Source organism: Enterobacter sp. (genome assembly GCF_977039595.1).
In genome coordinates this window covers 42,813-69,136 of the sequence record NZ_CDRQYH010000004.1, presented here as the reverse complement: position 1 = coordinate 69,136, position 26,324 = coordinate 42,813, and the positions used below count along the sequence as shown (strand labels likewise).

Here is a 26,324-nt window from a genome sequence, read left to right as displayed (position 1 = left end):
TCGCACAACATGAACATGAAATTAACAACGCTTTTTGCGGCGGCGTTAGCCGTAGTAGGTTTTTGTAAGACCGCGTCTGCGGTGACGTATCCCCTGCCGACCGACGGAAGCCGTCTGGTGGGTCAAAACCAAGTGGTGACGGTACCAGAAGGTAACTCTCAGCCGCTGGAGTATTTCGCTGCGCAGTACCAGCTGGGCCTGTCTAACATGCTGGAAGCAAACCCGGGCGTTGACCCGTATCTGCCAAAAGCGGGTACCGTGCTGAATATTCCTCAGCAGCTGATCCTGCCGGATACCGTTCATGAAGGTATCGTGATTAACAGCGCCGAAATGCGTCTGTATTACTACCCGAAAGGCACCAACACCGTTATCGTGCTGCCAATCGGTATCGGCCAGCTGGGTAAAGATACCCCGATGAACTGGACCACGAAAGTCGAGCGTAAGAAAGCGGGCCCGACTTGGACGCCGACTGCCAAAATGCACGCGGAATACATCGCTGCGGGCGAACCGCTGCCAGCCGTAGTACCGGCAGGCCCGGATAACCCGATGGGTCTGTATGCTCTGTACATTGGTCGCCTGTACGCTATCCACGGTACTAACGCCAACTTCGGTATCGGCCTGCGCGTGAGCCACGGCTGCGTGCGCCTGCGTAACGATGACATTAAATTCCTGTTCGAAAACGTGCCGGTCGGTACGCGCGTGCAGTTCATCAACGAACCGGTGAAAGCGACCTCTGAGCCAGACGGCAGCCGCTACATCGAAGTGCACAACCCGCTGTCCACCAGCGAAGACCAGATCAACAACAACGAAGTCGTTCCTGTTACGCTGAACAGCGCGGTACAGGCGGTGACTTCTCAGCCAGACGTTGAAACGGCGATTGTTGACCAGGCCGTGCAGAACCGCTCCGGTATGCCGGTGCGTTTGAACTGATAGAGAAGCATTAAAAAAGCGGGCCTCGTTGCCCGCTTTTTTTTACCCGTTATTCACGATCACAATCCCGCCGTGGTCGTACCGATAGTGACAGTGGGCATACTCCAGCGCTGTGCCATCTTCCAGATAAATGACCTGCTCTACCTCCAGGACCGGATCGGTTTCCTCGCAGACCAGATGCTCCCTGTCCAGCGCGCTGGGCTTAAGCGCCCGCACCACCCGATACGACCCCATAATTTTCAGCCCCAGCGTCTCCTGCACGTACTGGAACACTGAACCTTCAAGATGGTTTTTCGTCAGGCCCGGCACCAGATTCATCGGCATCACCGTGGAATCCAGCGACATAGGTTCACCGTTCAGCAAACGCAGGCGAATGAAGTCATAGATCGGCGCATCGGCATTGATCATCAGCGACGCCTGCTCTTTCTCGTTCGGGAAGCGCAGCTCAAAATGCACCACCTGGCTGGTTACCTTGCCCAGGTGTTCCCAGGTTTTAGTCGCGCCGAAGTAGTCGCTGCCGGAGAGATCCCACTGCGAGAGCTGGAGGAAGTTTTTGCGGATAAATGTGCCCTGGCCCTGACGTGTATAGACCAGACCTTCGACGATCAGCTGGCGCATCGCCTGCTGAATGGTCATCCGGCTGGTGCTGAACTCCGCCGCCAGCGCAAACTGGTCCGGGAGCGGTTCATTGGCGGCGTACTGCTGGCTGATAATGCGTTTCTTGATTTCCCGCGCTATGGTGATGTACTTCGCCGCCATCGTCCTTCCTTTCTGTTAGTTTTCTATCCCGCTGTTTTTCAAGGCCACTCGCTCGGCAATTTTGAGGAAAGGCAGGTAGAAGAATACACCAAATACGATGATTGCCAACTGCACCACTACCGCCCGCCAGTCCCCTGCCGTCGCCAGCCAGGCGCTGAGAATCGGGGGCGTGGTCCACGGGATCATCACCACGCAGCGCGACATTAATCCCAGCGTGGTACAGAGCCAGGCGACGTAAATGCCTATCGCGGGCAGCAGCACAAACGGGATCATCAGCGGCAGGTTAAACACAATCGGCAGGCCAAAAATCACCGGTTCATTGATGTTAAACAGGCCCGGCGCCAGCGACAGACGCGCCACCTGCTTCGCCGACTTTTGTCGGGAGAAGATAAAGATGGCAATCAGCAGCGAGATGGTGCTGCCCGTACCGCCCACCATGCCAAAGGTCGGCACGAAGATGTTGTTGATGATGTGCGGGATCGGCTGGCCGTTGGCGAAGGCCAGCATGTTCTCGTTGGTGTTGATCAGCAGGAACGGCTCCAGCACCACGCTGTTAACGACTGACTGATGAATACCGAGCGTGAACAGGAAGTTACCGAAGCTGTAGATGAAAATCGTCCCCGGCAGGCTGGTGTTGATCAGCCGCAGCGGCTGCTGGATAAAGGTCGTAATGAGATGGATCAGGTCCGTATGCAGCACGTTTGCCAGTATCGCCGCCAGCACTGCGAACAGGGAGAGCGTGAGGATCGTCGGGATCAGCGCGGTAAAGGATTTGCTCACCGCCGGGGGCACATTTTCCCCGAGCGATATGTGCAGCGCCTTCAGGCGCGAAATAGCGATGAACACTTCCGTTGAGAGCAGCCCAATCAGCACCCCGGCGAAAATGCCGGTTGAGCCGATATTGGCGAACGTCAGCACCTGCGTGACGTTCACCGCAGCGTCGCTGCCAACGGGCGTAACCTGTAAGCGCATCGGCATCATGATGATAAAACTGCTGACGGCGATAACCACTGCCGAGACCGGATTGTCGAAATCTTTGTTGCGCGCCAGCGACCAGGCAATCATCGGGGCTAGCAGCAGCGCGGCGATGTTCAGCGTGCCGTTGATAATCGCCTCGCCCCACACCTTACACTGCGCGAGCGTGTCGCCGTGAAAAATCCACGGAAACACCACGTTGTTCACCAGCACCGCCAGACCGGCGAGGATGAAAATGGGCATCACCGTGGCGAAGGCGTCGCGCAGGGAGCGAAGGTGCACCTGGTTTGCCAGGCGCGCCGAGAACTCTACAAATTTATCGACAAAAGACTGCATGTGCGGTGTTATTTTTGTTTCAGACATAGCGGATATTTCCCATCAATCAGTCACAAAAACGGCCCGGCAGCGTACGGCTTACATCTCGCGTCCGTTGGTATGGATAACCTGTTTTAACCACGCGTAGCTCTTCTTCGGCACGCGCTTCAGGTCTTTCAGGTCGTGGTTTTCACGGTTGACATAGACCACGCCGTAGCGCTTACGCATATCACCCTGAGAGCTGAGAATGTCGATTAACCCCCAGCCGAGGTAGCCAATGACCGCTGCCCCGTCCTCGAACATCGCCGCCTTCATCGCCTCGATGTGCGCCCGGTGGTAGTCAATGCGGTAGGTGTCCTCAATCGGGTTCACGCCGTCCCAGGACTCAATCACCCCAATGCCGTTTTCGATCGGGAATACCAGCAGGCGCCAGTCGTTATAATAACGGGTAATGATGGTGCGAAAACCGAGCGGGTCGATCTGCCAGTTCCACTCGGTGGCTTTCAGGTACGGGTTATTTTTCTCGCCGTGCAGCAGGTAATAGTTCACGGGCGTGCCTTCCGGGATCGCATCGCTGTCCAGCGTTTTACTGGCGTAGTAGCTGAAGGCCATATAGTCGTTTTTGGTGCGCGCCAGCAGCGCTAAATCTTCAGCGCGGTAGATATCGCCGAAGCCCTCCTGCTCCACCACCGCCATCACCGCCGGGCTGTAGCCCTGCCCGGCAAAGACGCGCAGCAGGTTCTGGTTAAGAAATTCGTCATACTGCTGGGCGCAGAAAATATCGCGCGGTTTGCAGGTGGCCGGATAGATCAGCTGGTGCGCCAGCATGCCGCCCATCAGCTGGCCCGGTTTGGTCTGGTGCAGGTATTCGGTCAGCGACATGTGCGCCACCATGGTGTGGTGCTGCAGCTCGTACAGCTCGCGCAGGGTTTTCTCGCCTTTCATGTAGCCAGAAATGCGAAACGCTTCCGGCATATGGAAGATGTTCTGCTCGTTGAAGGTCAGCCAGTACTTCACGCGATCGCCATAGCAGTCGATCATCTTTTTGCCGTAGCGGATAAAGGCGTCCATCACGCGGCGGTCGTTGAAGCCGTTGTACTCCTGCGCCAGCGCCAGCGGCATATCGAAGTGGTACAGGCAGATCATCGGCTTGATGCCGCGGGCGATGAGATCGTCGATAAAGCGGTCGTAAAACGCGATGCCTTCGTCGTTGAACGGGCCGTCTCCCAGCGGGCAGACGCGGCTCCATGAGATCTGGAAGCGGTAGCAGTTCATCCCCAGATCCTGCATCAGGTCGAAATCCTCACGGTAGCGGTGATAGGAGTCGGTCGCCACTTTCCAGTCGGAGACATTCTCCCCGGCTTCACGAATGTCGTACACCGACATCCCCTTTCCGCCCTCATTCCAGGCACCTTCCGTCTGCATGCTCGATACCGAGTTGCCCCATAAAAAGTTTGCCGGCAGCTGATTGTTCATGGTCCCTCCCTATATGACTAGTCATTTAAAAATTCATGACTAGTCATATAGGTGAAGATGGCATGTCGATCAAAGCGGAGGATCGTTTTTTGTGAGGCATGTCGGAAAGAAACGTCGGGCAGGAAATGAATCGCGCAAACCCTGTTATTGAAGCCGGTGCCTTAGCCTATGCAAAATCACATTTCCCGCTCGTGCCACTGGCTGGCCTCATAAAATCACTATTAACTTAATGAGCACGAACCACGGCCCAGGCCGGAAAGTAAAAAATCTTAACTCTATCAAATGGAAAATGACGCTCATGAAGATATCTACTGGCCGTATCGCATTCGCTCTCAGCTTAGCGCTGCCATGCTCAATGACTTACGCGGCAACGGTGTATACGGGTGATAAGGTACAGGGAGTGCCGGTCATCTCGACTCTGGATGTATCAGACCTGACAGCAGGACAACATCGCTTCATGTTCGAGGGGGTTGAGACAGGAACGGGACAGCGCTGGTATGTACCCATCATGGTGGCAAAAGGGAAAACGGACGGGAAGAAAGTTCTGCTGCAGGCGGGCGTCCATGGAGATGAGCTAAACGGAGTGCGCATCGTACAAAAAGTGATGGAACAACTGGACCCTGCAAAAATGAACGGCAGCGTTATTGCCATTATTGGTCCAAACCGTTCTGGCCTTGAAAGGGTCTCCCGGACATGGTCCGTTTCAACCGATGGGGGTGAGACGATCGACTACAACCGCGTGCATCCGGGAAAAGAAACGGGTAACCCTGCCGAGCGTCAGGCATGGATGATGTGGAATAACGTTTACAAGGGAAATGTCGACCTGGCGATTGACTATCACACCCAGTCTACCGGAACGGCTTATCCGCTGTTCATTTATGCCGACTACCGCAATGCGGATGCCCGGACTATTGCAGAACTTTTTCCGGCAGATCAAATTAAGAAAGATCCCGGTGAAGCCGGCTCAATGGAAACCACCTTTATTCAAAATGGTATCCCGGCGATAACGGCCGAGACGGGAGAGCCGAGGATTTACCAGCAGGATATGATTGCCCGGGGTGTAGAAGGTGCCCGCAATGTACTGATCCATTATAAGGTGATTGAAGGCAAAATCGGCGCAACCGCCAGCAGCAATAAAACGTATATTGGTAATGCTATCAGTTCAATACGAGCGACCACGGGTGGGTTTGCGGAAGTATTCGTTAAGCCCGGCGATACGGTAAAAGCAGGACAAGAAGTCGCCCTGCAGCGAAATGCATTCGGTGATGTTGTCGCGAAGTATTCAGCAGAGCGGGACGGCAAAGTACTGTCAGTTGGAACGGATGTAGTAAGAGAACCCCGAGCCCTGCTGGTAAGAGTTCTTGAGCAAAATCCAGCGGCAACCTGCAAAGACGGTTGCTGATTTCCGCCAGAGCCCATCGTTGAATCGGCAAAAGCATGCTCAGTGAAATAAGCCGCTTTCGCCGATTGCTGTAACGATGGGCTAAGAAATTTAAAATCACCTGATGAAAAAGGTTACTGTTGCGCCAGCTGATTGCGGCGATATTCCCCCTGACGCTCCAGCATCCAGCCAGGGTATTCCCGCGGCAGCGCGCTCACCGCATCCAGCTGTTTGAGCTCGTCTTCGCTTAAGCGGATCCCGGTGGCGGCAATGTTGTCGTCCAGCTGTTCGACGCGTTTGGCCCCGATAATCACGCTGGTCACGGCTTTTTGATGCAGCAGCCAGGCCAGCGCGATTTGCGCGACGGAGACGCCCTTGCTTTCGGCAATCACGCGCATCACGTCCACGCAGTCAAAGGCGCGGTCTTTGTTCACCGGCGGGAAGTCAAACTCCAGACGGCGGCTACCGGCTTCGCTCTGCCCGTCGCGACCATATTTTCCGCTCAGCAGGCCGCCTGCCAGCGGGCTCCATACCATCAGCCCGACGCCTTCGCTCTGCATCATCGGCACCAGCTCGCGCTCAAGATCGCGTCCGGCGATGGTGTAATACGCCTGGAGGGATGCGAAACGCGCCAGTCCGAGACGCTCGGAAATACCCAGCGCTTTGGCAATCTGCCACGCCGCCCAGTTCGAGACGCCGATATAGCGCACGTGGCCGTGCTGCACCAGGTTCTCCAGCGCATACAGTGTCTCTTCAATCGGCGTGGCCGGGTCGAAGCCGTGCAGCTGATAGAGATCGATATGATCGAGCTGCAGGCGGCGCAGGCTCTCCTTCACGCTGCTGATGATGTGATAGCGCGAGCTGCCGCGCGAGTTCACCCCTGCCGTTCCGGTTTCGCCGAACACTTTGGTCGCGACCACCACGTTCTCGCGAGGGATTTTCAGGTTTTTCAGCGCCTGGCCGACGATCTCCTCCGAACGCCCTTCCGAGTAAACGTCCGCGGTATCGATAAAGTTGATCCCGGCATCCAGCGCCCGGCCCACCAGCTGTTCTGCTTCGCTTTGCTGGAGCTGTCCAATCTTGCCCCACATGCCGCCTTCACCGCCGAACGTCATGGTGCCGAGGCACAGTTCAGAAACGAACAGACCGGTATTGCCCAGTTTTTGATAACGCATAAGATAATCCTCGCATGTCGTTTAAGGGGTACACGATAGTTATACCCGCCCCTCAGCCATCGCGAATGTGGTGTTCCTGTCCGTTTCTTGCCCAATCCTCTGAATTTATCCGCGCGGGGCGTCGCCAAAGACGCTGTAGTCCGGTAATTGCACCTGCTGATACGGTTCCCAGCCGCCGCCGAGCGCCTTGTAGAGCGCCACCAGATCGAGGGCGCTTTGCACCTGCGCCTGCGCGCGCTGCTGCTGGGCCTGCGCCAGCTGCCGCTGGGCGTCCAGCACGTCAATAAAGCTGGCGATCCCCTGGCGGTAGCTATCGCTGGCTAAATCGAAGGCGTTTTGCAGGGCATCAATGGTTTTCGCCAGGCCCGCTTCACGCTGCTGGTCGGTGCGATAGCTCACCAGGGCATTTTCGACATCGCCAAGCGCGGTGAGCACCGTCTGACGATAGTCCAGCACCGCCGCCCCCTGCTGCGCGCGCGCCACCTTCACGCTGGAGACCAGCCTCCCGCCCTGGAAGATGGGAATTGAGACCTGCGGGCCAAAGCTGTAGAAGTGGCTGCTCCAGTCGGTCAGCCAGTTGGTTTCGCTGTTGCGCAGGCCAAACTGCCCGGAGAGGGTAAAGCTCGGGAACAGCTCCGCCACCGAGACGCCAATTTGCGCCGTGGCAGCATGGAGGTTCGCTTCTGCTTCGCGCACGTCCGGACGCCGTCGCGCAAGCGTCGACGGAATGCCGGTCTGCACGATATCCGGCAGCGCGGGCATCGGCTGCGCGGATTGTAGTTCGGCATCCAGCGCCCCCGGCGGCTTGCCGAGGAGGATCGCCAGGCCGTTCATCGCCTGCCGCTCCTGCGCCTGATACTGCGGCAGTTGCGCTTCGAGGTTGCCCAGCTGCGCCCGGGCGTTTTCCACGTCCATCTGTGGAGACAGTCCGCCGCGCTGGCGGCTTTCGGTAAGATCCAGCGTCTGCTGCGCGCTTTTAATCTGGGTGTTCAGCGTGGCGATAATGCTCTGCGCCCCGCGCAGCTGGAGCCACGCGCGCGCCACTTCCGCCTCCAGCGACACCAGCGCGTCGTTACGCTGCTCGATAGCGGCTTTCTGCTGCGCTTCGGCGGCTTCCACCTGCCGGCGTACCTTGCCCCACAGGTCGATTTCCCACTGGGCGTCGAAGCTGCCCTGGTAGAGGTTGATCGGCTGCGTCAGGGGGCCTAACGCGCCCCGCAGCTCAGGATCGACATTATCCAGCTGGTCGTACACGCCGTGGGACTTCAGCTCCCCTTCCAGCCCGAGCTGCTGGCGCGTCGCCTGCAGATTGCCGTTCACCGACGGGTAAAACGCCCCGCCCGCCTGGTTAATCTGCTCACGCGCTCCGGCGATGCGCAGCACCGTCTGCTGCAGCGTCAGGTTCCCGGCGATGGCGCGCTCAACCAGGCTATCTAACTGCGGCGAACCGAAGGTTTTCCACCAGCGCGGGTTTGTCGCGGCGGAGGTAGTTTGCGATTTCACCGTGCTGTCGACCTTATCGTTCCAGTGCGTGACGGCAGGGGGTGCGGGCGGCTGATAGTCCGGCCCGACGGCGCAGCCTGCCAGCAGCATCATTATCATCAGGGGGTGTAAACGTCTGTGTATCATCAATGTGCTCCTGCACTCCCCTCGCTCTTAACCGGCGAGAGCAACAAACAAAACGGAATCAGTAACAAGGCCACGGCGCTCAGGATGGTAAAGACGTCGATGTAGGCCAAAAAGCGCGACTGCTCAATCATGGTCTGGTACATGCGTCCGGTGGCAATCCCGGTGGGGTCCCCTACCTGGGTGGTGAAGTTCTGGATTGCCTGGGCGCTTTCGCGTATTGCCAGCTGGAACTGCTCGTTAAACGGCGAGGCGTGGTACGCAAGGTGCGCACTGTGCGCCTGAGACCGTTCGGTGATGGCCGCCGTCGACAGCGAGATCCCGACCGAGCCCGCCACGTTGCGGAACATGGTGAACAGCGCCGCCGCGTCGGCATTCAGCCGTCTTGGGATCGAAATAAAGGCAATGGTGGTCAGGGGCACAAACAGGAATCCCAGCCCCAGCGACTGGGCGCTGCGGAACAGCACCAGCGTCTCGAAGTCGATATCCGGGGTCAGCGTGCGCGACCAGAAGAACGACACCGCCAGACAGGTAAAGCCAAAGGCGATAATCCAGCGCGTCTGTACAACCGGCATCAGCTTCAGCACCAGCGGAATAGTCAGCACAATCAGCACCGCCCCGGGCGACAGCACCAGCCCGGACCAGGTGGCGGTATAGCCCAGGTCCTGCTGCGCCAGCTGCGGGATCACCACGGAACTGCCGTACAAAATCATCGCCATCCCCGCCATCAGCAGGCTGGAGATGGCAAAGTTGCGGTCCTTCATGCAGTGCAGATCCACCACCGGCTTTTTGGCATACACCAGCCAGTAAATGGCACCGATAATGCCGATTAGCGTTAACACTGCGAAGGTACGGATAAAGTTCGAGTAGAACCAGTCCTCATCCTCTCCCCGGTCAAGCATCACCTGCAGGCAGCCAAGCCCTAACGCGATCAGGCCGATCCCCGTCCAGTCGATACTCAGCTTCTCTTTTGATTTGCTCTCCCACGGCGGATCTTCCAGCAGCTGGTAGATCGCCAGCACCGTGACAATCCCCACCGGAATATTGATAAAGAACACCCAGCGCCAGGAGTAGTTGTCGGTGATCCAGCCGCCCAGCGTCGGGCCGAGGACCGGTGCAACGATAATCGCGATGGATGAGAGCCCAAACGCTTTGCCCCTGTCCTCCGGCTTGAAGTAGTCGAGCAGCACCGACTGCTGCGTGGGCTGCAGCCCGCCGCCAAAAAAGCCCTGCATCACGCGGAACAGGATGATCTGCCACAGCTCGGTGGCAATCCCGCACAGAAACGAGCAGACGGTAAACATGACGATGCAGATCAGGAAGAACTGCTTGCGGCCGAATACCCGGCTCAGAAACGCCGAGATGGGCAGCACGATGCCGTTCGCGACCAGGTAGCTGGTTAACACCCAGGTGGATTCGTCATAGCTGGACGAGAGCGAACCCGCCACGTGGGGCAGCGCCACGTTGACGATGGTGGTGTCCAGAATTTCCATAAACACCGCCAGGGTGACGACAATCGCCACCGCCCACGGATTGCTGGCGGGCTTCCAGCTGTCGTGGCTGTGATCCGTCATTCCACCGTCACCTTCGGTGCAACCGACAGCCCCAGCGGCAGCGGTTTGTTCGGATCGAGGCCTTTATCAATCACGATTTTGACCGGCACGCGCTGCACAATTTTGACGAAGTTACCGGTGGCATTTTCTGCCGGGAAGGCGGAGAAGCGCGAGCCGCTGCCCTGCTGGATACTGTCTACGTGCCCCTCAAGCTCCATATCCGGCCACGCGTCGACTGACACGGTGACCTTATCGCCCGGCTTCATGCGCTCAAGCTGGGACTCTTTGAAGTTCGCCACCACCCACACGTTCGGCGAAACCAGTGAGAACAGCGCCGTTCCCGCCTGCACCAGCGTGCCGGGCTGCACGTTGCGTTTGGTGACAAATCCGTCGAACGGGGCGCGGACTTCGGTGTAAGAGAGATTCAGATTGGCCGTTTCAAGCTGCGCTTTCGCCTGATCGACCTGACGCTCGCGCGCTTCAACGTTGGTTTCCTGCTGGCGGATTTGCAGCTGTACCTGCTCTGCCACTTCCAGCTGCGCCTGGGCGCTGGCCAGCCCTGCCTGGGCGCTACGCAGCTGAGCGTTCGCGGAATCAATGCTTTGCTGGGTGGTTGCCCGCGGGTCGACGCCGCGCTGGCGACGGTACTCCGCCTGTGCGTTAGCCAGATCGGCCTGCGCTTTCAGCACCTGCGCTTTGGCTTCGTCACGCTGGGCGGGATACTGGACTTTTGAAAGCGCCAGCTGCGCCTGGGCCTGATGCAGCTGCGCGATAGCCAGCCCAAGCTGGGCCTGGGCCTGATCGCGCTGCGCGGTGGTATCCCGCGGATCGATGACCACCAGCAGATCGCCCTTTTTCACGCGCTGGTTATCACGCACGCGCAGCTCGGTGACGTAGCCCGCCGTTTTCGGGGCAATCGTCACCACGTCGCCGTCGGTAAAGGCGTCGTCGGTCGTCTCTTCGTTACGGGTTAAAAACCACCAGACCAGCGCCACGACGACCATTACCACGACGACAATGCCGAGGATAATTAACGGTTTCTTGCCCGGGCGCTTACGCTCATTATTGTTTTTGTCCTGCTCGTCAGCAGGCGGGTTTTGATCTTCAGCCATAGTTCAGCAACGGTCCTGTCAGTGAGCGGCATCACACTATGCCGTTCACTAAAGCTAGGACGTTGCTATACGTTTGCCAGGAAAAACTGACAAATTGCGCACTATATGAGAAGGAATATTCCGAAACCGATCGCCGCGGCCCAAACCAGCATCGGGATTGACCAGAGATGGAAGCGCCACCAGATACGACGATCGTTGGCCATACGCAGGGCAATCAGGTTTGCCAGCGAGCCGGGCAGCAGCCCAAACCCGCCGATGTTCACCGCCCAGGCCAGCAGCGTGTCCGGCGGAACATAGTTGAGCAGCAGAATGGTGGAAGGCACGTTGCTGATAAACTGCGACAGGCCAATCGCCGTCAGCCACAGCCCTGCCTGCGGCAGACTGCTGACGCTGTGCAGGACGGTTTGCAGTACCGGGAGCTGAATAAGCAGATGCACGTCGATGAACATCGCCATAAAGACCAGCAGCAGCGTCCAGTCCACGCTGACCAGCACGCGTCGCGCGAGGACGACAAAGCCTGCGGCAACGAGCAGGACGCCCGCCAGCTCATACTTCAGCTCCAGCGCAAAGAGAAAGACAATATATAACCCGAGGCAGCTCCACACCAGACGCGGCTGCCACTGCGGGCCCGTTGTACCGCTGTGGTACTGCAGTTTTTTATCAGGAAACGCAAACCAGCATACCGCCAGCAGCGACAGCATCATCACCAGCGCCAGAGGGGCCATCTGCCAGGTAAAGGCGGCGAACGACAGCCCGGAACGTCCCCAGAGAAGGATATTTTGCGGATTGCCGATTGGCGTCAGAAGTGAGCCTGCATTGACGGCGAGCGCTTCAAAGATGATCAGCCGGCTGACCGGGATCTCGCACAGCTTACGCAGCGTAAGCGTGAGGGGCACGATGATAAACAGCGCCACATCGTTGGTCAGAAACGTCGACAGCACCGCGGCAGAAAACACCATAAACAGGGACAGCCTGCGTTCGGTGGCAAAGCGGCGCACCATTTTACGGCCAAGAACGTCAAAGTAGCCGCTCAGCTCAACCCCTTTGGTGAGCATCATCAGGCCGCTCAGGGTAATGATGGTGCGCCAGTCAATCGCGGCGGGCCAGGCCTGCGGCGTAAACGGCACAAAGAGGCTTAACCCTACGCCAATGAGTAATAAGAGATGGAAGAAACGATCGCGTGCCAGGGCCTGCAGTCCAGGGATTTTCATTCAGCGGAGGGACCATATTTAAGGGTAAATTCACGAAACTTCACCAGCGTCTCTTCGCTGACGTGGTGTTCCATGCCTTCCGCATCCCGGCGGGCAATCTCCGGGCTGACGCCCAGCACCAGTAAAAAATTCTCGACAAGCTGATGGCGCTCGCGGCTCTCCTGCGCGAGTTTCTCCCCTTCCGGCGTCAGAAAAACACCGCGCCAGGGGATCATTTCAATTAAGCCCACGGAGGCCAGGCGTTTTAACATTTTAGCGACAGTTGGCTGTGAAACCCCCAGCCTGGCGGCCATATCGACCTGGCGCGCTTCACCAACCTCACGAATCAGATCGGAAATGAGTTCAACATAATCATCAATCAGTTCACGCCGGTGCGCTTCACGGACCTGGCGAAAACCTTCGACATGTTCTTCAACATTCACCAGTTGCGTCGTTTTCCTCATTGTCGGATGACCTGCGCGACGGTTCATTGTACTTCCTCAGTGGGGTGACGCTTCCAGCGCCCGGTTTCGAGAGCGCACATTGTAAACCATAGCTCTGCAAGCACAAAAAATTAACGAAATAGCCATAGCTATACAATATAGCCTGTGCTATATCTGTATGTAATGCAGTCACCCTTCATGGATCGAAGGGATCAAAACTCAGGAGGTCTTATGAACGAATTCAAGAGGTGCATGACCGTGTTTACCCACTCCCCCTTTAAAGTGCGCTTAATGCTGCTGAACATGCTGTGCGATATGTTTAACAACAAACCGCATCAGGACGATAAACCTTCCAACTAAGCGGCGTTGCGGTACGCCGCTTCATTTTCCCGTCACATTCTCGCTGTAAACTGGCTTTCAGCCGCCTTATTCCCGATCTTTTTTACGGATTTGCAATCCCCTTCGCAAAACATCTGCTTAGCAACTGTTGATATTCTTTAGCGCTCGCACTATCTTCTTGCAGCCCTGCACAATTTGCGGCTCGCTGAAGCGGACCCTCATTCCCTCTCCACGCACTGTCAGGCAGGTTATGACCCTTGACGCCAGGGTGAGCACATGGCGTTTTCATCCATGATAGTGACCTATGAATGTAACCCTGATAGATACCGTTGTTACCCGCAGCCGGGCCTTAAGCCCGTGGACGGGTTTTTACTTCTTGCAGTCATTACTGATTAACTTTGCGCTGGGTTATCCCTTTAGTCTGCTCTACGCGGTAGCCTTCACCTGCATTCTGCATGTGCTGTGGCGAGCCGCCCCGCGCGTGCAAAAAACAGTAATCGGGATCTGTTCGCTGGTTGCTGCACTCTATTTCCCGTTCGGTCAGGCTTACGGCTCGCCAAACTTTAATACCCTGCTGGCGCTGCACTCGACCAATATGGAAGAGTCGACCGAGATCCTGACGATCTTCCCGTGGTACAGCTATGTGGTCGGGCTTTTTATCTTCGCGTTGGGCGTTATTGCCATCCGCCGTCAGTCGGGCGAGAAAAAATCCTGGGGTAAGATCGAAATACTCTGTCTGGTGTTCAGCATTGCCGTGGCGTTTGTCGCCCCCATCCAGAATATTCCCTGGGACGGTAAGTTAAGGCTCATCAATATCGGCTATCCGGTTTTCCGCTTCGTTAAAGACGTTGTTGTAAATAATAAAGAGGTTCTCGACGAACAGGCGCGCATGGCTGAGCTTTCCAATATGAAAGACACCTGGAACGTGCTGGCCGTTAAGCCGAAATATCACACCTATGTGGTGGTGATTGGCGAAAGCGCGCGTCGCGATGCAATGGGGGCGTTTGGCGGCCACTGGGACAACACCCCGTTTGCGAGTTCGGTCAAAGGCACTCTGTTTACCGATTATGTCGCGGCCAGCGGCTCAACGCAGAAATCGCTCGGTCTGACCCTTAACCGAGTGGTGGATGGTAAACCGCAGTATCAGGATAATTTTGTCACTCTGGCAAACCGTGCAGGTTATCAGACCTGGTGGTTCTCCAATCAGGGGCAAATTGGCGAATACGATACGGCCATCGCCAGCATCGCCAAACGGGCTGACGAAGTGCAGTTCCTGAAAAACGGCGATTTTGAAGCCGACAAAAACACCAAAGACGAAGCGCTGCTGAAAATGACGGCACAGGTCTTCGCCACCCCGCGCACGCAGCCTCAGCTGATCGTCCTGCACCTGATGGGGTCGCATCCGCAGGCCTGCGATCGGACTGGCGGGAAGTACGCGGAGTTCGTGCAGTCCAAAGAGACCTCGTGCTACCTCTACACCATGACGCAAACCGACGATCTGCTGAGCAAGCTGTACGATCAGCTACGCAATACGGGCGACAGCTTCTCTATGGTCTATTTCTCGGATCACGGGCTGGCGTTTAAAGAGCGTGGTAAAGAGGTGCAGTATCTGGCGCACGATGACAAGTTCCAGCAGAACTTCCAGGTGCCGTTTATGGTGCTGTCGAGTGATGATAAAACGCATCGCGTCATTAAAGCGCGCCGTTCGGCAAATGATTTCCTGCAGTTCTTCTCGCAGTGGACGGGGATTACAGCCGAACAGATAAAAACGGCTTACCCGTTTGTCTCTAACAAGAAAGCTCCCCCAGTGTACGTTACCAACTTCAAGTTACAGAAAGTTGACTACAACCATCTGGGTACGGATATTTTTGATATTAAGAGTAAGTAGCGGTTCGATGCTCTCACCTTGGCCTACGGGGGGAGGGAAAAAGACAAAAAAAATCCGCCACAGTGGGCGGATTTTTTATTTAATCACCGAAGTGATTAGAAGCGGTAACCTACGCCCGCGATCCAGGTGCCAACGTCAACGTTGCGGATACGGCTCTGCTCATAGGAGAAGTCCAGAGCAACGTCCTGGATTGGGTTGAACTGCAGGCCTGCGCCATAGGAGAAGCCGTAGTCGCTGTTGCTTGCAGTGCGGCTTTCGCTCTGGTTTTCAGTCTGCTGGAATTTACCGTAGCCAACACCTACAACACCGTAGATGCTCGCCCAGTCATTCAGACGGTAAGCTGGACCAGCGGTGATACCGTAGTACTGGCCTTTGTTGTATGCGCCGTTTTCAGAACGATCTTTCTCGGTGTAGGTGAAAGAACCGATCACGCCCAGTGGGTTGTTATCCTGCTCGTAGCGATACTTCAGGTTGAAGCCGTTAGCTTTGTTCATCACGCCCTGATAGTCGCTCTGAGCGTAACCACCAGTAACAGTAGAAGTAGCAGCTACAGCGGTACCTGCGGAAACAGCCAGTACAGCGGCCAGTGCTGAAAGACATGCAATTTTTTTCATAACCACCTCAAATGTGCTTCAAGTAAGTCCGTAAGTTTTAAATATATCAAAAAAATTTGCGAAACTCTTTGTGATTCGTGATGTCTAATGAAACCTTTCTTGTAACAGAACGTTTCCAGCCTAAGCTATCTCTTTCAAATCACATGAAATTTTCACTACTTAATGCGCATAGTGCGCGTCTGCGCCGTTACATTCATCCAGATTATTCCTAATCTGACAGGCGATAAATCCACCAGCGCTTAACCATTTTACGGATTTCACGTGGTTTTTTTTCAACAGCGCCTCAACCGTTGCCGCATATTTCCTTTACACTGCAACCTTTACCTCATTTGACATAAGCTGACAGGAGAAAGGATGCCTGGGTTATCCCGCACATCGTCGGTCTGGTTGCCGGTCGCAGTGATACTCATTGCCATGTTGTCCATTCAAAGCGGTGCTTCGCTTGCAAAATCACTTTTTCCTCTGGTCGGTGCGCCAGGGGTGACCGCCCTGCGCATTGTGCTGGGAACGGCGATACTGGTGTTCATTTTCAAACCCTGGCGTTTGCGTTTCAAAAAGGAGCAGCGTTTACCCCTGCTGTTTTATGGACTCTCCCTGGGAGCAATGAACTATCTGTTCTACCTCTCTATTCAGACGATACCACTGGGGATCGCCGTCGCGCTGGAGTTTACCGGTCCGCTGGCGGTGGCGCTTTTCTCCTCGCGACGTCCGGTCGATTTTATCTGGGTCGTGCTAGCCGTTCTGGGCTTATGGTTCCTGCTTCCCCTGGGCCAGAGTGTCGCTGAGATCGATCTGACGGGCGCCGCGCTGGCGCTGGGTGCAGGCGCCTGCTGGGCTGTCTATATTCTCACGGGGCAGCGTGCAGGCGAAGAGCACGGTCCGGCAACGGTGGCGTTGGGTTCTCTGATTGCGGCCATCGTATTTGTGCCCATCGGCATGGCGCAGGCGACGGAATCTATCTGGCAATGGTCCGTCATGCCCATCGGACTGGCAGTCGCGATTCTCTCTACCGCACTCCCCTATTCTCTGGAGATGATTGCCCTTACGCGTCTGCCGACACGCATATTTGGCACCCTGATGAGCATGGAGCCTGCTCTTGCTGCCATTTCCGGGATGGTGTTTCTCGGCGAAACCCTCACGTTGACCCAGACGCTGGCGCTCTGCTCGATTATCGCGGCTTCAATGGGCTCTACGCTCACTATGCGCCCGGAACCTAAAGTTGAAAAGGTGGATATCAGCTAAGGCCATATATTCTGCATGGCTTCCACGCCATGCAGAATAAAGGCCAGAAAGACAGACGTTATAATTTCTTACACACTATGCTCTATTTTCGAAATATCCCTCTACGTTTGTGTCCCCATCCAGCAATTAAGATTGATCTGTATAAATTTAAAAATTACTCATTAATTTCAATAAGTTAAATTCTCAACCCACTTCTCGCTATTAAACCGATAGGCACAGCCAAACCGCAGAGAAAAAATCCGGTGCTATACTTAGTTTCGTAATTACCTGGGACATAAACATCAAGAGGATATGAGATTATGAGTACCGCTAAACTGGTGAAAACGAAAGCGTCTAATCTGCTTTATACCCGTAACGATGTACCGGACAGCGACAAAAAAGCGACCATTGAGTTGCTGAATCGCCAGGTGATCCAGTTCATCGATCTTTCGCTGATCACCAAACAGGCCCACTGGAATATGCGCGGTGCAAACTTTATTGCCGTTCATGAAATGCTGGATGGCTTCCGCACAGCACTGGTTACCCACCTCGATACGATGGCTGAGCGTGCCGTTCAGCTAGGCGGCGTGGCGCTGGGCACCACGCAGGTGATCAACAGCAAAACGCCTCTGAAGAGTTATCCGCTCGATATCCATACCGTTCAGGATCACCTGAAAGAGCTGGCGGACCGCTACGCGATTGTGGCAAACGATGTGCGCAAAGCGATTGGCGAAGCCAAAGATGAAGATACTGCAGATATCTTTACCGCCGCATCCCGCGACCTGGATCAATTCCTGTGGTTCATCGAATCTAACATCGAATAATTCATACGAAATTTCTATCCAACCCTCGCCTTCCGGTGAGGGTTTTGCACATCTATGGTGCACGTTTTTTGCCTGAGACAGTGCAAAAGTGAAAAAAATGTAATAATCACCTCACACAACCGTTAACGGAAGATTGTTTTTTCGTCAGAATTTACGCTAAATATCTCCCCGTCAGTTGAGCCAAACTAAGCGCACCAAAACAGTGCTCCACTTTGGTGCAATAAAACCTCATTGCCCCATTAATTGTGCAATGCATGACATCATCCCCTTTGCAAAACAATAGCTTGTAAAGTTGGCACGATTTTTTCATTGTGCCAGCTGTTCTCGCAGGGGATCGCCCCGTGGATATAAAAGGAAATGCTATGAAGTCTGTATTAAAAGTTTCACTGGCTGCACTTACCCTGGCTTTTGCAGTGTCCTCTCAGGCTGCCGACAAACTGGTTGTGGCGACCGACACGGCGTTCGTTCCGTTTGAATTCAAACAGGGTGATAAATACGTTGGTTTTGATGTGGATCTGTGGGCCGCTATCGCAAAAGAACTCAAACTGGATTACACCCTGAAGCCTATGGACTTCAGCGGCATTATCCCGGCACTGCAAACCAAGAATGTTGATCTGGCGCTGGCAGGTATCACCATTACCGATGAACGTAAAAAAGCGATCGACTTCTCTGACGGCTACTACAAAAGCGGCCTGCTGGTCATGGTCAAAGCCGATAATAACGACGTAAAAAGCGTGAAAGATCTCGACGGCAAAGTGGTTGCGGTGAAGAGCGGCACCGGTTCTGTTGATTACGCGAAAGCAAATATCAAAACCAAAGACCTGCGCCAGTTCCCGAACATCGACAACGCGTACATGGAACTCGGCACCAACCGTGCTGACGCGGTTCTTCACGACACGCCTAACATCCTGTACTTCATCAAAACAGCCGGTAACGGTAAGTTCAAAGCCGTTGGCGAGTCTCTGGAAGCACAGCAGTATGGTATCGCGTTCCCGAAAGGCAGCGACGACCTGCGCACGAAAGTTAACGGCGCGTTGAAAACGCTGAAAGAGAACGGCACCTATAACGAAATCTACAAAAAATGGTTCGGTACCGAGCCTAAATAATAAGACGTAAAAATGACGTTCACTCGGGGGCGACCTTTCGCCCCTGCTATTTTTGAAACACGGTAACAGTAACAGGAAATTATCATGCAGTTTGACTGGAGCGCCATCTGGCCTGCCATTCCTATCTTGCTTGAAGGCGCTAAAATGACTCTGTGGATTTCGGTCCTGGGTCTGGTTGGTGGGTTGATTATCGGTCTTGTCGCCGGTTTCGCTCGCACCTACGGCGGCTGGATCGCAAACCACATCGCACTGGTTTTCATCGAAGTGATCCGCGGTACCCCTATTGTCGTGCAGGTCATGTTCATCTACTTCGCCCTGCCAATGGCATTCACCGACCTGCGCATCGACCCGTTCAGCGCAGCCGTCGTCACCATTATGATCAACTCAGGTGCCTATATTGCGGAAATCACCCGCGGTGCGGTGCTGTCGATTCATAAAGGTTTCAGTGAAGCCGGTCTGGCATTAGGCCTTTCACGTCGCGAAACGATCCGCCACGTTATTCTGCCGCTGGCGCTGCGTCGCATGCTGCCACCGCTCGGCAACCAGTGGATCATTAGCATTAAAGACACGTCGCTGTTCATTGTTATCGGCGTGGCCGAGCTGACCCGTCAGGGTCAGGAGATCATTGCTGGCAACTTCCGCGCGCTGGAAATCTGGAGTGCGGTAGCCGTTGTCTACCTGATCATTACTCTGGTTCTGAGCTTCGTTCTGCGTCGTCTTGAAAGAAGGATGAAAATCCTGTGATTGAATTTAAAAACGTTTCCAAGCACTTTGGCCCAACCCAGGTGCTGCACAATATCGATCTGAATATTAAACAGGGTGAAGTGGTGGTGATTATTGGGCCATCCGGCTCCGGTAAATCCACCCTGCTCCGCTGCATCAACAAGCTGGAAGAGATCACCAGCGGCGATCTTATTGTCGACGGCCTGAAGGTGAGCGACCCGAAAGTGGATGACCGTCTGATTCGTCAGGAAGCGGGCATGGTGTTCCAGCAGTTCTACCTGTTCCCGCACCTGACGGCGCTGGAAAATGTGATGTTTGGCCCACTGCGCGTGCGCGGTGCCAACAAAGCGGCAGCGGAAGCGCTGGCAAAAGACCTGCTGGCGAAAGTCGGTCTGGCTGAACGCGCGCACCACTACCCTTCCGAGCTGTCCGGTGGTCAACAGCAGCGCGTGGCGATTGCCCGCGCCCTGGCGGTCAAACCGAAACTGATGCTGTTTGATGAGCCTACGTCCGCACTCGATCCGGAGCTGCGCCACGAGGTGCTGAAAGTCATGCAGGATCTGGCGGAAGAAGGGATGACGATGGTTATCGTGACCCACGAAATCGGCTTCGCTGAGAAAGTGGCGTCCCGCCTGATCTTTATTGATAAAGGCCGCATCGCGGAAGACGGTAACCCGCAGGAATTGATTGCAAACCCGCCGAGTCAGCGTTTGCAGGAGTTCCTGCAGCACGTATCCTGATCTCTCGCTTTACACGTAAGCCGGGCATGCCCGGCTTTTTTACGCCAGATTGTTCCCAAAAATTCCCCTCCGCGTCCCGACTTCTATACTTATCATTTTGTTCGACATTTTCACCGGAGGACGCCGTGCCGTGGATCCTGTTGCTGTTGATTAGCCTGTTTAGTGCGCCATCGTTCGCCGTCGCGATCCCCGGCGTGACCACCGGAACAACCGCCAGCCAGCAAAATACTCCCCCGCCGGAACCGGATGTCGAACAGAAAAAAGCCGCCTACAGCGCCCTCGCCGACGTCCTTGAGAACGACACCTCCCGGCAGGAACTCATCAGCCAGCTGAGGAAAGTGGCCGCCACGCCGCCGCAGGAGCCGGTGCCTGCTATCACCCCACCCCAGGTGGAGGAGCAAAAAACGGTGCTGGAAAATGTCACCGACGTAAGCCGCCACTATGGGGAAGCCCTCTCCTCGCGCTTTGCTCAGCTCTACCGCAACCTGATTGGATCACCGCATAAGCCGTTTAACCCACACACGTTTACCGCCGCCGCCACGCAGTTCCTGATGCTGGCCGGTGCGGTATTTCTTTTTTACTGGCTGGTGCGCCTGTGCGCGTGGCCGCTGTACCGCAAAATGGGACAATGGGGACGAAGGAAGAATCAGCATAAAAGCAGCTGGCTGCACCTGCCGCTGATGATCGCCTCAGCGTTTATCATCGATTTACTGCTGCTGGCCTTGACGCTGTTTTTAGGCCAGATGCTCGCCGACAGGCTGAACGCGGGCAATAAAACCATCGCCTTTCAGCAGTCGCTTTTCCTGAATGCCTTTGCCCTGATCGAGTTCTTCAAGGCGCTGCTGCGGTTACTCTTTTGTCCGCACGTACCGGAGCTACGTCCCTTCTCAATTCGCGATGCGAGCGCCAGGTACTGGGCGCTGCGTCTGAGCGTGCTCAGCGGGTTGATTGGCTACGGTCTGCTGGTTGCCGTGCCAATCATTTCCAACCAGGTGAACGTCCAGTTTGGCGCGCTGGCAAACGTCATTATCATGATCTGCATTACCGTCTGGTCGCTGTATCTTATCTTCCACAACAAAAAAACCATTACCCAAAGCCTGCTGAATCTGGCCGATCGCTCCCTTTCGTTCTTTAGCCTCTTTATCCGCGCTTTCGCCCTGGTGTGGCACTGGCTGGCAAGCGCCTACTTCATCGTATTGTGCTTCTTCTCGCTGTTCGACCCGGGCAATAGCCTGAAATTTATGATGGGGGCGACGTTCAAAAGCCTCGCCATTATCGGCATCGCGGCGTTTGTGTCGGGGCTGCTGTCGCGCTGGATTTCGAAAACCATCACCCTGTCGCCGCAGGTACAGCGTAATTACCCGGAACTGCAAAAACGGGTAAACGGCTGGATGTCGGTATCGCTGAAGGTGGCGCGCATCCTCACCGTCTGCGTGGCGATCATGCTGCTCCTGAATGCCTGGAGCCTGTTTGATTTCTGGAACTGGCTGCACAACGGTGCGGGTGAGAAAACGGTCGACATCCTGATTCGCATCGCGTTGATTTTGTTCTTCTCTGCCGTCGGCTGGACGCTGCTGGCGAGCCTTATCGAGAACCGTCTGGTGTCGGATATTCACGGCCGTCCCCTGCCCAGCGCTCGGGCAAGAACGCTGTTAACGTTGTTCCGTAACGCGCTGGCGGTCATTATCAGTACCATCACCATCATGATTGTGCTGTCGGAAATCGGGGTGAATATCGCCCCGCTGCTGGCCGGTGCCGGTGCCCTGGGCCTGGCGATCTCCTTCGGGTCGCAAACGCTGGTGAAGGATATTATTACCGGCATCTTTATCCAGTTTGAGAACGGGATGAACACGGGCGATCTGGTAACCATAGGGCCGTTAACCGGCACCGTTGAGAGGATGTCCATCCGTTCAGTTGGCGTGCGCCAGGACACCGGGGCGTACCACATCATTCCCTGGTCCTCGATAACCACCTTCGCCAACTTTGTGCGCGGCATTGGTTCCGTGGTGGCGAACTACGATGTGGATCGTCATGAGGATGCCGATAAAGCGAAGCAGGCGCTGCGCGATGCGGTAGAAGAGCTGATGCAGATGGAGGATATTCGCGGGCTGCTGATTGGCGAGCCGTCATTTGCCGGCATTGTCGGGCTGACGAACACGGCGTTTACCCTGCGCGTGTCGTTCACCACCCAGCCGCTGAAGCAGTGGACGGTGCGCTTTGCCCTCGACAGCATGGTGAAAAAACACTTCGATCTGGCGAACGTGCGGATGCCCGTACAGACGTATCAGGTACTGCCGCCGCCCGCAGCGCCGCTCCCTCCGCAGGAGCCGACGCTGTAGTCTTTTTGCCCGTGACGCGTAGCGATCCGGGCCTACGGGTTCAGGCCTGCTTTTTGCGTTTGTTGTTGTCCATAAACGACCAGGCGATAAAGCGGCTTTGCTTCTGGCCCTGCGCCATCTCTTTTTTCACCACTTTTACGGCGCCCGCCTCGGTCAGGGCGCGGTAAAGTGGCGGCAGGTTATCTCCGCGGGATACCAGCGTCGTGAACCACTTAACCTGACGGCCAAACTGTTTGCTTTCCGCAATCATGCGCAGGATAAACGCCACTTCGCCCCCTTCACACCAGAGCTCCTGCTGCTGACCACCGAAATTCAGCGCGGCATCCTCAGCCTGACCCAGGTTGCGGCGCTTGCGCTCGCTGCCCGCACGGGCCGATGCCGCCGAATCATGGAAAGGTGGATTGCACATCGTGGCGTCATAGCTTTCGTTTTTGTGAATAATGCCGTTGAAGATCGAAGCCGTATCTTTCTGACGACGCAGGCGAATGGCGCGGCTTAATCCCGGGTTAGCGTTGATAATCGCCTGGGCGCTGGCAAAGGCCTCGTCACCGATTTCACTTCCGGTAAAGCGCCACTGGTATTCATGCGCGCCAATCAGCGGGTAAATCAGGTTTGCCCCGGTGCCAATATCCAGAATAGTGGCCTGCTGTGGAACAACACCCTCATTACCTTCGGCAAGAAGGTCGGCAAGGTGGTGAATGTAATCAACCCGGCCCGGTACGGGTGGACAGAGAAAGCCTTCCGGAATATCCCATTGAGCCACACCGTAAAAATGCGCCAGCAGGGCTTTGTTCAGCATTTTCACCGCATGCGGGTCAGCAAAGTTGACCGAGGGCTCACCCGCTGGGGTCTGAACTAGGTAGTCCTGCAGCGGCGGGCAGCTCAGGCATAACGCGTTCATGTCGTAGCGGCTGCGGTGGCGATTTCGCGGGTGTAATCCCGGCTTTTGGGCAGTCATGGCATTCTCCTTTAAACAGCGGCGTAAGATACCCTGTGCTGGCTCAACGGTAAATCTTTCTCTGCGGCGCTTAGAAACTCGCCATAAATCAAGCACCTTTATGTCTATGATCCGTCAGCGAATTGTCAACTTATATCGTTCAAAAAATAAGCAGATCATCATCAAATATTTGCGCTAAGTCACACTCGTCAGGCTTCTAAACTTAAGGGGAATCACCTGTTGTTTCCTCATGAGGATGTGATTATGAAAAAGTACCTGACCCTTGCTGTTATCGCAGCCGCCCTGACGACCGCGTCATTTTCTGCCATGGCCGTTCAGTCGCTGACCCAGAGTACCGACACCAGCCAGCTTCGTCCTGCGGGCACCGTTTCGGTTAGCCGCGCCAGTAACCTTGACGATCTACAGGCTAAACTTGCTGAAAAAGCCCGCCAGGAGGGTGCAAAAGGATTCGTGGTGAACTCCGCTGGCGGAGACAACCATATGTACGGCACCGCGACCATCTATAAATAATCTTTCTCTTCCACAAGACTGCATCTGCCCAAGGGTGCAGTTCTCTTCTCCCTTCGCCTTGATTGTTCATTTTTTAACCCCATAGTGAACGTATACCATAAACCGATTTCAGGAGGGCGCTATGGCTTCCGGCTGGGCAAATGACGACGCTGTTAACGAACAGATCAACAGTACTATTGAAGATGCGGTTGCGCGTGCCCGCGGTGAAATTCCGCGCGGCGAAAGCCTAACTGAATGTGAAGAATGCGGAGACCCCATTCCGGAAGCGCGCCGAAAAGCCATTCCCGGCGTAAGGCTTTGTATTACCTGTCAGCAGCATAAAGATTCGAAAAACTCATCGCACTCGGGATATAATCGCAGAGGTTCGAAAGACAGCCAGCTACGTTGACTTTCCTTTACCTAAGCTAACCGCGCACTCCCCTAGCTTTACGCTCACGATTTTTAGCGAACCGCGTAGCAAAATGTGCCCTTCATTTCACTTCTGTAAAGCGTATCCGCAAGAAGTGTAAAGGGGTGATTTGATTTTATTAATATTCAATAAGTTATTTGTCATTCAATTTTTTTGAGCAACCACGTCAATTCTCTTCGATTTTATCTCTCGAAAAAAACCGTGATACTTATCACATCGACGGAACATCGTCCCCTTAACAGAAACACCTGCGAGAGATTAATTATGAAAACCATCAAATATGCTGTAGCTGCTGTTGCCCTGTCCGCTCTGTCTTTCGGCGCTTTCGCTGTCGAGCCTGTCTCTTCTACTCAGGCACAGAACATGAATAAAGTCGGTGTGGTCAGTGCTGATGGCGCCACCACGCTGGACGGCCTGGAAGCCAAACTGGCTGAAAAAGCCGCTGCTGCTGGTGCAAGTGGATACACCATTACTTCCGCTAACGGTAATAACAAGCTGAGCGGTACCGCGGTTATCTACAAGTAATCGACTGAATGAATGCTGTCCCCTCGCCATACCCTCTGGTGAGCTGCTCCACCCTCATTGACCCTGTTGTTGTTACCCTTGCTTGCCCGTCCGCCACTGGACGGGCTTTTTTTTGTCTAAAACGCCTGCGCCACACGTTCAAGCCCGGCCTGGACAGATTCCACTTCGCCGGTTGCCAGCAAACAGCAGGCCATTTGCAGCTTAATCGAATGCGGAACAGGAACATTTCCGGCGAGGCACTGCTCAATCCAGTGGGCTGTAGTATGGGGATCTTTTGCCTCAGGCAATATCACGCCGGTATTCTCTTCCCCACGCTCAAGAATGGCGCGCGTACCTGAAGAATCAATCAGCATGACCTGCGGGCAGCGCTGCGGGTTCGCATAAACCTCGCCTTCCGTGCCGTGCATCAATAGCGCCCTTGCGCCAATTGCCTCAAAGAATTGCCCCACTCGCGCCACGTATTCCGGGTGCGAGACGCTGGAGAGACGCAGGGCGGCATCTTCACCAAACGGCGTGGCCAGTTTTGCCAGGGTGTGCGCGCTGTTGCGCACGCCCATGCGCCAGCGCATATCGAGTTGCTTCTCCAGCGGCGGGCAGAGCGTGCCGACCGGGATATAAACAGGCTGATGGCCATCCAGCTTAGCCTGCGCCTGACCGGCATGACGCGTTGGTTCAATCCCCAACATCCCGAAAATGGTCTCCGTCAGCACGCGGGTGGGATCTTCGCTTACGCCGTGCACCACCACCGGGAATCCCAGCTTGTGTAATAAGATAGCGAGCAGCGGAGTTAAATTTGCCTGCTTGCGCGCACCGTTGTAGCTCGGGATCACGATCGGCATAGGTTTTGCCACCGGCGGCGTTAAGCGCAGCGTTTGTGCCTGCATGGCTTCATAGAAGCCATGCATCTCCGCTTCACCTTCGCCTTTAATACGCAGCGCAATAAGGATACCGCCCAACTCAAGCTCCGGAACCTCGCCGTTAAGCATACGGGTGTAAAGCGCGCGAGCAGTTTCATGGTCCAGGTCGCGGGCATGGTGCTTCCCACGCCCTACCTCTTTGATAATTTTACGATAATCCACGACATTTCTCCTTACAGCAAGTTATCAACAATATAGCCCTGATAATGACTCCGCCGTTAGTTTTTTTGGCCGCCCTGCTGAATTTTATAATTAATTGTTTTGTTGAGGAAATTT

25 protein-coding genes are annotated in these 26,324 nt (G+C 55.3%); 13 read left to right on the top strand and 12 right to left on the bottom strand.

Features of this window, described 5'->3' with window-relative positions; genetic code table 11:
* Positions 1–9 precede the first annotated feature (9 nt).
* A complete protein-coding gene (ldtB, locus tag ACWYRJ_RS02520; RefSeq protein ID WP_023335026.1) occupies positions 10–930 on the top strand; it encodes a L,D-transpeptidase in 921 nt (306 codons plus the stop codon).
* 42 nt (positions 931–972) lie between these two features.
* On the opposite strand, the gene ACWYRJ_RS02515 is transcribed toward ldtB, so the two are convergent.
* From ACWYRJ_RS02515 to ACWYRJ_RS02505, 3 genes are read right to left on the bottom strand one after another with little or no spacing between them, the layout of a single operon-like run.
* A complete protein-coding gene (locus tag ACWYRJ_RS02515; protein WP_115874566.1) occupies positions 973–1,689 on the bottom strand; it encodes a GntR family transcriptional regulator in 717 nt (238 codons plus the stop codon).
* A gap of 15 nt (positions 1,690–1,704) precedes the next feature.
* The gene (locus ACWYRJ_RS02510) at positions 1,705–3,027 is read right to left on the bottom strand and encodes a PTS sugar transporter subunit IIC (protein WP_455507354.1); all 1,323 of its coding nucleotides are present in this window, start codon (positions 3,025–3,027) and stop codon (positions 1,705–1,707) included.
* A gap of 51 nt (positions 3,028–3,078) precedes the next feature.
* Positions 3,079–4,455 carry a glycoside hydrolase family 1 protein gene (locus ACWYRJ_RS02505; protein WP_455507353.1) on the bottom strand — a complete coding sequence of 459 codons (1,377 nt, stop codon included), beginning with the start codon at positions 4,453–4,455 and terminating at the stop codon, positions 3,079–3,081.
* A gap of 298 nt (positions 4,456–4,753) precedes the next feature.
* On the opposite strand from ACWYRJ_RS02505, the gene ACWYRJ_RS02500 reads away from it, so the two are divergent.
* A complete protein-coding gene (locus ACWYRJ_RS02500) occupies positions 4,754–5,857 on the top strand; it encodes a M14 family metallopeptidase (RefSeq protein ID WP_223581712.1) in 1,104 nt (367 codons plus the stop codon).
* Between the two features lie 113 nt (positions 5,858–5,970).
* Here the strand turns inward: ACWYRJ_RS02500 and ACWYRJ_RS02495 are convergent, their stop codons facing one another.
* From ACWYRJ_RS02495 to mntR, 6 genes are all read right to left on the bottom strand, one after another.
* Positions 5,971–7,011 carry an aldo/keto reductase gene (locus tag ACWYRJ_RS02495; RefSeq protein ID WP_455507352.1) on the bottom strand — a complete coding sequence of 347 codons (1,041 nt, stop codon included), beginning with the start codon at positions 7,009–7,011 and terminating at the stop codon, positions 5,971–5,973.
* A 105-nt stretch (positions 7,012–7,116) separates the two neighbouring features.
* Positions 7,117–8,640 carry an efflux transporter outer membrane subunit gene (locus tag ACWYRJ_RS02490; protein ID WP_455507351.1) on the bottom strand — a complete coding sequence of 508 codons (1,524 nt, stop codon included), beginning with the start codon at positions 8,638–8,640 and terminating at the stop codon, positions 7,117–7,119.
* The gene (locus ACWYRJ_RS02485) at positions 8,640–10,211 is read right to left on the bottom strand and encodes a DHA2 family efflux MFS transporter permease subunit (RefSeq protein WP_111963845.1); all 1,572 of its coding nucleotides are present in this window, start codon (positions 10,209–10,211) and stop codon (positions 8,640–8,642) included. The genes ACWYRJ_RS02490 and ACWYRJ_RS02485 overlap by 1 nt, the downstream gene beginning before the upstream one ends.
* Positions 10,208–11,302, bottom strand: coding sequence for an HlyD family secretion protein (locus ACWYRJ_RS02480; protein WP_047742414.1), 1,095 nt, complete (start codon positions 11,300–11,302; stop codon positions 10,208–10,210). Before ACWYRJ_RS02480 ends, ACWYRJ_RS02485 begins: the two co-directional genes overlap by 4 nt.
* Before the next feature lie 101 nt (positions 11,303–11,403).
* Positions 11,404–12,513, bottom strand: coding sequence for an anion transporter (locus ACWYRJ_RS02475; RefSeq protein WP_455507350.1), 1,110 nt, complete (start codon positions 12,511–12,513; stop codon positions 11,404–11,406).
* Complete coding sequence (mntR, locus tag ACWYRJ_RS02470; protein WP_023310887.1) at positions 12,510–12,983, bottom strand: manganese-binding transcriptional regulator MntR; 474 nt, start codon at positions 12,981–12,983, stop codon at positions 12,510–12,512. Before mntR ends, ACWYRJ_RS02475 begins: the two co-directional genes overlap by 4 nt.
* Positions 12,984–13,166: 183 nt before the next feature.
* Here mntR and mntS point away from each other — a divergent pair, with 183 nt between their 5' ends.
* Positions 13,167–13,295, top strand: coding sequence for a manganase accumulation protein MntS (gene mntS, locus ACWYRJ_RS02465; protein WP_111963843.1), 129 nt, complete (start codon positions 13,167–13,169; stop codon positions 13,293–13,295).
* A gap of 283 nt (positions 13,296–13,578) precedes the next feature.
* Positions 13,579–15,162, top strand: coding sequence for a phosphoethanolamine transferase (locus ACWYRJ_RS02460; RefSeq protein ID WP_115874560.1), 1,584 nt, complete (start codon positions 13,579–13,581; stop codon positions 15,160–15,162).
* A gap of 95 nt (positions 15,163–15,257) precedes the next feature.
* Here the strand turns inward: ACWYRJ_RS02460 and ompX are convergent, their stop codons facing one another.
* Complete coding sequence (gene ompX, locus ACWYRJ_RS02455; protein ID WP_023310884.1) at positions 15,258–15,776, bottom strand: outer membrane protein OmpX; 519 nt, start codon at positions 15,774–15,776, stop codon at positions 15,258–15,260.
* A gap of 354 nt (positions 15,777–16,130) precedes the next feature.
* Here ompX and rhtA point away from each other — a divergent pair, with 354 nt between their 5' ends.
* From rhtA to ybiO, 6 genes are all read left to right on the top strand, one after another.
* Positions 16,131–17,018, top strand: a complete 888-nt coding sequence (rhtA, locus tag ACWYRJ_RS02450) for a threonine/homoserine exporter RhtA (protein ID WP_111963841.1) — start codon at positions 16,131–16,133, stop codon at positions 17,016–17,018.
* Positions 17,019–17,317: 299 nt separating this feature from the next.
* Positions 17,318–17,821 (top strand): DNA starvation/stationary phase protection protein Dps, encoded by a 504-nt coding sequence (gene dps, locus ACWYRJ_RS02445; protein ID WP_063408106.1) that lies wholly within the window; start codon positions 17,318–17,320, stop codon positions 17,819–17,821.
* A gap of 362 nt (positions 17,822–18,183) precedes the next feature.
* A complete protein-coding gene (gene glnH, locus ACWYRJ_RS02440; protein WP_013097464.1) occupies positions 18,184–18,927 on the top strand; it encodes a glutamine ABC transporter substrate-binding protein GlnH in 744 nt (247 codons plus the stop codon).
* Between the two features lie 84 nt (positions 18,928–19,011).
* Entirely contained in the window at positions 19,012–19,671 is a 660-nt protein-coding gene (gene glnP, locus ACWYRJ_RS02435; protein WP_014169254.1) for a glutamine ABC transporter permease GlnP, read from the top strand.
* Positions 19,668–20,390, top strand: coding sequence for a glutamine ABC transporter ATP-binding protein GlnQ (glnQ, locus tag ACWYRJ_RS02430; RefSeq protein ID WP_455507349.1), 723 nt, complete (start codon positions 19,668–19,670; stop codon positions 20,388–20,390). The genes glnP and glnQ overlap by 4 nt, the downstream gene beginning before the upstream one ends.
* Positions 20,391–20,515: 125 nt before the next feature.
* A complete protein-coding gene (gene ybiO / locus ACWYRJ_RS02425) occupies positions 20,516–22,729 on the top strand; it encodes a mechanosensitive channel protein (RefSeq protein WP_455507348.1) in 2,214 nt (737 codons plus the stop codon).
* A gap of 40 nt (positions 22,730–22,769) precedes the next feature.
* On the opposite strand, the gene rlmF is transcribed toward ybiO, so the two are convergent.
* Complete coding sequence (gene rlmF / locus ACWYRJ_RS02420; RefSeq protein WP_455507347.1) at positions 22,770–23,687, bottom strand: 23S rRNA (adenine(1618)-N(6))-methyltransferase RlmF; 918 nt, start codon at positions 23,685–23,687, stop codon at positions 22,770–22,772.
* Between the two features lie 243 nt (positions 23,688–23,930).
* Here rlmF and mcbA point away from each other — a divergent pair, with 243 nt between their 5' ends.
* The 3 genes from mcbA (at position 23,931) to ybiJ (ending at position 25,131) form a co-directional block, all read left to right on the top strand.
* On the top strand, positions 23,931–24,197 hold the full coding sequence (gene mcbA, locus ACWYRJ_RS02415; protein ID WP_111963837.1) for a DUF1471 family periplasmic protein McbA: 267 nt from the start codon (positions 23,931–23,933) through the stop codon (positions 24,195–24,197).
* 121 nt (positions 24,198–24,318) lie between these two features.
* Positions 24,319–24,585, top strand: a complete 267-nt coding sequence (locus ACWYRJ_RS02410; RefSeq protein ID WP_115874557.1) for a DksA/TraR family C4-type zinc finger protein — start codon at positions 24,319–24,321, stop codon at positions 24,583–24,585.
* 285 nt (positions 24,586–24,870) lie between these two features.
* The gene (ybiJ, locus tag ACWYRJ_RS02405; protein WP_023310874.1) at positions 24,871–25,131 is read left to right on the top strand and encodes a DUF1471 family protein YbiJ; all 261 of its coding nucleotides are present in this window, start codon (positions 24,871–24,873) and stop codon (positions 25,129–25,131) included.
* 116 nt (positions 25,132–25,247) lie between these two features.
* Here ybiJ and ybiB read toward each other — a convergent pair whose 3' ends face one another.
* Positions 25,248–26,210 (bottom strand): DNA-binding protein YbiB, encoded by a 963-nt coding sequence (ybiB, locus tag ACWYRJ_RS02400; RefSeq protein ID WP_111963835.1) that lies wholly within the window; start codon positions 26,208–26,210, stop codon positions 25,248–25,250.
* Positions 26,211–26,324 lie beyond the last annotated feature (114 nt).